The sequence below is a fragment of the Acidocella sp. genome, from assembly GCF_052326845.1.
Classification (GTDB): Bacteria; Pseudomonadota; Alphaproteobacteria; order Acetobacterales; family Acetobacteraceae; genus Acidocella.
The window spans coordinates 1-6489 of sequence record NZ_JBKQJR010000026.1; the positions used below are offsets into that span (position 1 = coordinate 1).

8 protein-coding genes and 2 tRNA genes are annotated in these 6489 nt (G+C 65.2%); 5 read left to right on the forward strand and 5 right to left on the reverse strand.

What is annotated here, in order from left to right:
* Positions 1 to 5 precede the first annotated feature (5 nt).
* The 3 genes from ACLPJJ_RS01965 to ACLPJJ_RS01975 all read right to left on the reverse strand — a co-directional run bounded on the left by ACLPJJ_RS01965 (position 6) and on the right by ACLPJJ_RS01975 (position 671).
* Complete coding sequence (locus ACLPJJ_RS01965; RefSeq protein WP_443589066.1) at positions 6 to 275, reverse strand: HU family DNA-binding protein; 270 nt, start codon at positions 273 to 275, stop codon at positions 6 to 8.
* 195 nt (positions 276 to 470) lie between these two features.
* Positions 471 to 546: transfer RNA gene (locus tag ACLPJJ_RS01970), tRNA-Phe, on the reverse strand.
* Between the two features lie 50 nt (positions 547 to 596).
* Positions 597 to 671, reverse strand: a tRNA-Thr gene (locus tag ACLPJJ_RS01975).
* Positions 672 to 756: 85 nt separating this feature from the next.
* Here ACLPJJ_RS01975 and ACLPJJ_RS01980 point away from each other — a divergent pair.
* The 4 genes from ACLPJJ_RS01980 (at position 757) to ACLPJJ_RS01995 (ending at position 3305) form a co-directional block, all read left to right on the forward strand.
* Entirely contained in the window at positions 757 to 924 is a 168-nt protein-coding gene (locus ACLPJJ_RS01980; RefSeq protein ID WP_443589067.1) for a hypothetical protein, read from the forward strand.
* Positions 915 to 1469, forward strand: a complete 555-nt coding sequence (dcd, locus tag ACLPJJ_RS01985) for a dCTP deaminase (protein WP_443589068.1) — start codon at positions 915 to 917, stop codon at positions 1467 to 1469. Before ACLPJJ_RS01980 ends, dcd begins: the two co-directional genes overlap by 10 nt.
* A 2-nt stretch (positions 1470 to 1471) precedes the next feature.
* The gene (gene murA / locus ACLPJJ_RS01990; protein WP_443589069.1) at positions 1472 to 2722 is read left to right on the forward strand and encodes a UDP-N-acetylglucosamine 1-carboxyvinyltransferase; all 1251 of its coding nucleotides are present in this window, start codon (positions 1472 to 1474) and stop codon (positions 2720 to 2722) included.
* Between the two features lie 130 nt (positions 2723 to 2852).
* A complete protein-coding gene (locus tag ACLPJJ_RS01995; protein WP_443589070.1) occupies positions 2853 to 3305 on the forward strand; it encodes a DUF1810 domain-containing protein in 453 nt (150 codons plus the stop codon).
* Here the strand turns inward: ACLPJJ_RS01995 and ACLPJJ_RS02000 are convergent.
* Both ACLPJJ_RS02000 and rnd read right to left on the reverse strand, forming a co-directional pair.
* Positions 3302 to 3763 carry a GNAT family N-acetyltransferase gene (locus tag ACLPJJ_RS02000; protein WP_443589071.1) on the reverse strand — a complete coding sequence of 154 codons (462 nt, stop codon included), beginning with the start codon at positions 3761 to 3763 and terminating at the stop codon, positions 3302 to 3304. The two genes, ACLPJJ_RS01995 and ACLPJJ_RS02000, sit on opposite strands and share 4 nt — an antisense overlap.
* Positions 3760 to 4929, reverse strand: a complete 1170-nt coding sequence (gene rnd / locus ACLPJJ_RS02005) for a ribonuclease D (RefSeq protein ID WP_443589072.1) — start codon at positions 4927 to 4929, stop codon at positions 3760 to 3762. The genes ACLPJJ_RS02000 and rnd overlap by 4 nt, the downstream gene beginning before the upstream one ends.
* 69 nt (positions 4930 to 4998) lie before the next feature.
* Between rnd and aspS the strand changes: the two genes are divergently transcribed.
* Positions 4999 to 6489: aspartate--tRNA ligase (aspS, locus tag ACLPJJ_RS02010; RefSeq protein WP_443589073.1), on the forward strand; the 1491-nt coding region annotated here is incomplete at its 3' end.

The window sequence follows — 6489 nt, forward strand, 5'->3', positions numbered from 1 at the left end:
CGGGCTCACACGGACTTTTTCAACACCGGGGAAGCCTTGAAGCGAACCGTCTTACCGGCTTTGACCCTGATTGCCTCGCCGGTGCGCGGGTTCAGTCCCTTGCGGGCCTTGGTCTTGCGCACGGTGAAGGTGCCAAAGCTCGGCAGCGTAAACTTACCGTTCTTCTTCATCTCCTTGACGATCGCCTCGATCAGGTCAGTCGCCGTGCGATTCGCGGCAACACCGGTAATCTCGGCGGAGTTCTGGATAACTTCAGCAATAAATGCCTTAGACATATTTTATAGCCTCTTTCCTGTTACGCGGCCTGGCTGGGCTGTTTTCGCCAAACCGCTGTTCCTACCAGTCAAAACGCTCCAGGCGCGACTGCGAACAGCCGGGCGCGTTGGCTAAAGGTCTAGCCTGCACCTAGCAAAAACACCAGAGCATTGCGCGCCACCGCGTTAAAAATATTAGCGTTCTGGAAGAAGAAATGGTGCCCAGGGGCGGAATCGAACCACCGACACTGCGATTTTCAGTCGCATGCTCTACCAACTGAGCTACCTGGGCACTTGGGTAGCAGGGTGCCTAAACTAGGCTGTCCCCTGTTGCAAGCCCGCTGGTGCTGTCACTGGGAATTGAACCCAGGACCTCTTCATTACCAATGAAGTGCTCTACCCCTGAGCTATGACAGCGCGCGGTTCGGGCCGTATATCCAACCACGCGCCCGGATGCAACAGGCCTTGACGCAATACCGTGTCCGAGGCTTGAACATCCCGCATGAAGGCCCCGCAAAATCCTCCCAAACCAAGCCCGGCCGAGGCCGCCCGGGCCGCGCGCGCGGCTGCCGAGGCCGCCGCCCTGCGCGCGAATCTGCTGCGCCGCAAGGCCCAGGCGCGCGCCGCCGACACCCCCGCACCGGAGAAGGAAAACGACAAATGCCGGTAATGCCCGACCACTGGATCCGTGCCCGAGCCCTTGAGGCCGGCATGATCTCCCCCTTCGTCGAGGCGCAGAAGCGCGACGGCGTGGTCTCCTATGGCCTCTCCTCTTATGGCTACGACGCCCGCTGCGCCGACCATTTCAAGATCTTCACCAATGTCGACTCGGCGGTGGTGGACCCCAAGGCCTTCAACCCGGCCAGCTTCGTGGACCGCACCGGCCCCGTCTGCATCATCCCGCCGAACAGCTTCGCCCTCACCCATACGGTTGAATACTTCCGCATCCCGCGGGACGTGCTGGTCATCTGCCTGGGCAAGTCCACCTATGCGCGCTGCGGCATCATCGTGAACGTCACCCCGCTGGAGCCCGAATGGGAGGGCCAGGTGACGATCGAAATTTCCAACACCACGCCGCTGCCGGCCAAGATCTACGCCGGCGAGGGCATCTGCCAGTTCCTGTTCCTCAAGGGCGATAGCCCTTGCGAGATCTCCTATGCCGACAAATCCGGCAAATATATGGGTCAGCGCGGCGTCTCGCTGCCAAGGATGTAATTATGGACTCGATTCGCATCACGGGCGGCGTGCCGCTTTCCGGCACCATCGCCATCTCGGGGGCCAAGAACGCCGCCCTGCCGCTGATGGCCTGCGGCCTGCTCACCGATGAGCGCCTCACCCTCACCAACGCAGCCCGGCTGGCCGACCTCGCGACCATGGCCGAGCTGCTGAGCCAGCACGGCATCGCTGTGGAATGGAGCGGGCGCAACATCTCGCTCGGCGGGCGCATCACCAATACCGAGGCCCCGTACGACATCGTGCGCAAGATGCGCGCCTCGATCCTCGTGCTCGGCCCGCTGCTCGCCCGAGTCGGCGAGGCCCGGGTCTCCCTGCCCGGCGGCTGCGCCATCGGCACCCGTCCGGTGGATCTGCACCTGAAGGGGCTGGAGGCCATGGGCGCCAAGATCACCCTGGACGGCGGCTATATCGACGCCGCTGCCCCGCAGGGGCTGAAGGGCGCGACCATCGTGTTCCCCTTCGTCTCCGTCGGCGCCACCGAGAACCTGCTCATGGCCGCCTCCCTGGCTGATGGCGTGACCACGCTGAAGAACGCCGCGCGCGAGCCGGAAATCTCGGATCTCGCGCATTGCCTCATCGCCATGGGCGCGAAGATCAATGGCGTCGGCACCGACACCCTGGTGATCGAGGGCGTGAAATCCCTGCACGGGGCGGAGCACGCCATCCTGCCGGACCGCATTGAAACCGGCACCTATGCCTGCGCCGCGGCCATCACCGGCGGCAATCTGTTCCTGGAGAACGCCCGGGCGGCAGATCTCGGCGCGGTGCTCACCTCGCTGCGCGAGGCCGGTATCGTCATCACCGAGGAGGCCAACGGCTTCCGCGTCGCCCGCGCCAACGGGCTGCACGGCGTGGACGTGATGACCGAGCCCTTCCCCGGCTTCCCCACGGACATGCAGGCCCAGTTCATGGCCCTCATGGCGGTGGCGGAAGGCGCCTCCATGGTCACTGAGACGATCTTCGAAAATCGCTTCATGCATGTGCCGGAACTCAACCGCATGGGGGCGCGCATCAACGTGCACGGCTCCTCCGCCATCATCCGGGGCGTGAAGCATCTCTCCGGCGCCCCGGTCATGGCCACCGATCTGCGCGCCTCCTTCTCCCTGGTGCTGGCCGGGCTGGCGGCGCGGGGCGAAACCACCATCTCCCGCGTCTATCACCTGGACCGCGGCTACGAGGCGGTGGAGCAGAAGCTCGCCGCCTGTGGCGCGAGGATTGAACGGGTGGCTTAGAGCACCTTTCAAAACCCGCTAGGCCGAGCTGGATGGTGCCGTTTTTTGAGCACCGGAGCGGAGCGTACATTGAAGTACGTGAGCACCGGCGCGCAGAAATGCGGCACCAGACGGCCGGCATAGTAGGGGTTTGAAAGGTGCTCTTAACCACCCCACATTCCTGGGCATGGACGAGTTCAATCTGGAGCGTTTCGTCTCTGCCCAGGATCCGGTCTATGCCGCCGTGGAGCAAGAGCTTGCTGCCGGGCATAAGCGCACGCACTGGATGTGGTTCATCTTCCCGCAGATCGCAGGGCTTGGCTTCTCCGCCATGTCGCAGCGTTACGCCATTTCCGGGCTGGACGAGGCCCGGGCCTATCTCGCCCACCCCGTGCTGAGACCGCGCCTAAAAGAATGCGTCAGCCTCGCCACGGCCTCCGGCCATACGGCGCTGGACATTTTCGGTCCCACCGACGCGCAGAAGCTCCATTCCAGCCTCACCCTGTTCGCCTCGGCCGGGAAGAACCCGCTCTTCGTCCAGGCGCTGGAACATTTTTTCGGCGGCGAGTGGGACGAGGCAACGCTGACGCAACTCGAGACCTAACCTCGCCGTTCCATGTTCACCACCTCCGCCGGCAGCCCGCCGAGCGGGTGGGTGTACAGCACCCTTCCGGTCTCCACGAAGCCGCAGCGCGCATAGAACGGCGCGGCGTTCAGCGTTGCCTCCAGCCGCACCAGCCCGTCCAGCCGCGCCGCCGCCACGCCAATCTCTAGCAGCCGCCTTCCCAGCCCCTGCCCCGCCGCCTCCGGCAGCACGAACAACCGCGTCAGCATGCCGGGCGCGGTATCAACAAAGCCGAGAATAATCCCGCCCGCCTCGGCCACCCGCACATTGCCAGCGGCAATCACCGCCTCGTAATGCGCGGCATCCCGCCCATCCATCCAGGCGGCGATCTGCGCAGGCGAGTAATGCCCCGCCGCCAGGGCGCGTATCGCCGCCGCTGTCAGGTCGTAGAGCGCCTGCCCCTCGCCCGCCCGCGCCGGGCGGATGGCTGGCTTCACCTGCTCAGCTCGACGATCTTGATCCGCTTGCCCTGGGTCGAGAGGGCAATCTCACCCCGGATCAGCCGCAGCGCGTCCTCGCCGAACATCTCCCGCCGCCAGCCTTCCAGAATCGGGTTCGGCGCATTCTCGTCCAGAGCCAGCGCCTCGATCTCCTCGCTGCTTGCCACCAGCCTGGCCGCCACATTGTTCTGCTCGGCCGCCGCGTTCAGCAGCACTTTCAGCAGCGCCACCAGCGCGGGCGAGGCGCGGGGCGTATCGCGCGGGCGCTCCACCTTCGGCAGATCCGCCTCGCCCAGCGCCTTGGCCTCGGCAATCGCCGCCAGCAGGGACGCACCGGATTTGCCATTGGCGAACCCGGCGGAAATCCCGCGCGCCCGGGTCAACGCCTCGGCGTTCTCCGGCGCCAGAGCGGCGACCTCGGGGATCTGCTCATCCTTCAGCAACCGGCCACGCGGAATGTTGATCCGCTGCGCCTCGCGCTCGCGCCAGGTGGCGATGGCCTGCACCAACGCCAGCTGACGGCGGTTATTGGTGCGCAGCTTGAGGCGCTCCCAGGCTTTCACCGGGTCCACCCGGTAGGTGTTGGGGTCCGCCAGCACTTCCATCTCCTGGCCCACCCAGTCCATCCGCCCCTCGACAAGCAGCCTGGCGGAGAGCTTCTCGTACACGGTGCGCAGATGCGTCACATCGGCGGCGGCGTAGTCAATCTGCGCCTTGGTCAGCGGCCTTGCCGACCAATCGGAGAAGCGGTGCGTCTTATCTATATGTCCCCCGGTCAGCGACTGCACGAGCGAATCATACCCCACCTGATCGCCGAACCCGGCCACCATCGCCGCCACCTGGGTGTCGAACAGGTTCAGCGGCACCGCCCCGAACAGCAGCAGGAAAATCTCCACATCCTGGCGGCAGGCATGGAACACCTTCACCGGCGCCGCGCTGGCCAGCAATTCGCCCAGCGGTGCCAGGTCGATGCCTTTGGCCATCGCGTCCACCACCGCGACATCCCCAGTCCCCGCCAGCTGCACCAGGCACAGCTCCGGGTAATAGGTCTTCTCGCGCATGAACTCGGTGTCCACCGTGATGAACTCTTCCTCGGCCAGACGCGCGCAAAGGCTGGCCAGAGCCTCGGTGGTGGTGATGAACTGGGTTTGTGTTTCGGTCATACCCATCCCTTAACTCCCTACCGGCTTGACAGGAAGCAGCCCCCGGTTTCTTTGCCCGCCATGGAACAGATTCACGCCTATCGCTCTCATGATTGCGCCGCCCTGCGCAGCTCCGACATCGGCAAAACCGCGCGCCTTTCCGGCTGGGTCCACGCCAAGCGCGACCACGGCGGCCTGCTGTTCATCGATTTGCGCGACCATTTCGGTCTGACCCAATGCGTATTCGCCGCCGGCACCCCGGCTTTCGCCGCAGCCGAGCATCTGCGCGTCGAGTCGGTCATCACCGTCACCGGCAGCGTGGTGGAGCGTGCCCCCGGCACAACCAACCCGAAACTCCCCACGGGTGAGATCGAGCTGCGGGTTGAGGTGCTGGAGCTCCAGTCCGGCGCCGACGTGCTGCCCATCCAGGTGGCCGGCAACGAGAATTACCCCGACGAGCTGCGCCTGAAATACCGCTTCCTCGACCTGCGCCGCGAGCAGGTGCACAAGAACATCATGCTGCGCGCCGGGGTCATCGCCTCCTTCCGCCGCCGCATGATCGATGCCAGTTTCACCGAGTTCCAGACGCCCATCCTCACCGCCTCCAGCCCTGAGGGCGCGCGCGACTTCCTGGTTCCCGCCCGCAACCATCCGGGCAAGTTCTACGCCCTGCCGCAGGCCCCGCAGCAGTTCAAGCAGCTGCTCATGGTCGCCGGGTTCGACCGCTACTTCCAGATCGCCCCCTGCTTCCGCGACGAAGCCTCCCGCGCCGACCGCTCACCCGGCGAGTTCTACCAGCTCGACTTCGAGATGAGCTTCGTGACGCAGGAGGACGTGTTCAACACCATCGAGCCGATCCTGCATGGCGTGTTCGACGAGTTCGCCAACGGCCGCGAAGTCGGCGAGCCGCCCTTCGTGCGCATCCCCTATGACGAATCCATGCTGAAATACGGCTCGGACAAGCCGGATCTGCGCAACCCGATCGTCATCTCAGACGTCACCGACGCCTTCCGCGACTCCAGCTTCGGCCTGTTCGCCCGGATCATCGAAGGCGGCGGCATCGTCCGCGCCATCCCGGCGCCGGGCGCTGGCGGCAATCCGCGCTCCTTCTTCGACAAGCTGAACGAATGGGCACGCGCCGAGGGCGCGGGCGGGCTTGGCTACATCACCTTCTCCGAGGCCGGTCCGCAGGGCCCCATCGCCAAGAACCTCTCGCCCGAGCGCGCCGAGGCCATCCGCGCGGCTTGCGGGCTGCAACCGGGCGATGCCGTGTTCTTTGCCGCAGGCAAGGAGCTGGACGCCGCCAAGTTCGCGGGCACCGTGCGCACCAAGCTCGGCAGCGACCTTGGGCTGATCAAGGCCGGCGAGTTCAAGTTCTGCTGGATCATCGATTTCCCGATGTACGAGTACGACGAGGACCTGAAGCAGGTCGTGTTCAGCCACAACCCGTTCTCCATGCCGCAGGGCGGGATGGAAGCGCTTGAAGGCCAGGACCCGCTCACCATCAAGGCGTTCCAGTACGATATCGTTTGCAACGGCATCGAGCTCTCCTCCGGGGCCATCCGCAACCACCGCCCGGAC

Bases quoted from the DNA above. Each gene is read 5' to 3' on its own strand.
- dcd (WP_443589068.1), top strand. From the start codon at position 915: ATGCCGGTAATGCCCGACCACTGGATCCGTGCCCGAGCCCTTGAGGCC.
- ACLPJJ_RS01980 (WP_443589067.1), top strand. From the start codon at position 757: ATGAAGGCCCCGCAAAATCCTCCCAAACCAAGCCCGGCCGAGGCCGCC.
- rnd (WP_443589072.1), bottom strand. From the start codon at position 4,929: ATGACCGAAACACAAACCCAGTTCATCACCACCACCGAGGCTCTGGCC.
- murA (WP_443589069.1), top strand. From the start codon at position 1,472: ATGGACTCGATTCGCATCACGGGCGGCGTGCCGCTTTCCGGCACCATC.
- ACLPJJ_RS01965 (WP_443589066.1), bottom strand. From the start codon at position 275: ATGTCTAAGGCATTTATTGCTGAAGTTATCCAGAACTCCGCCGAGATT.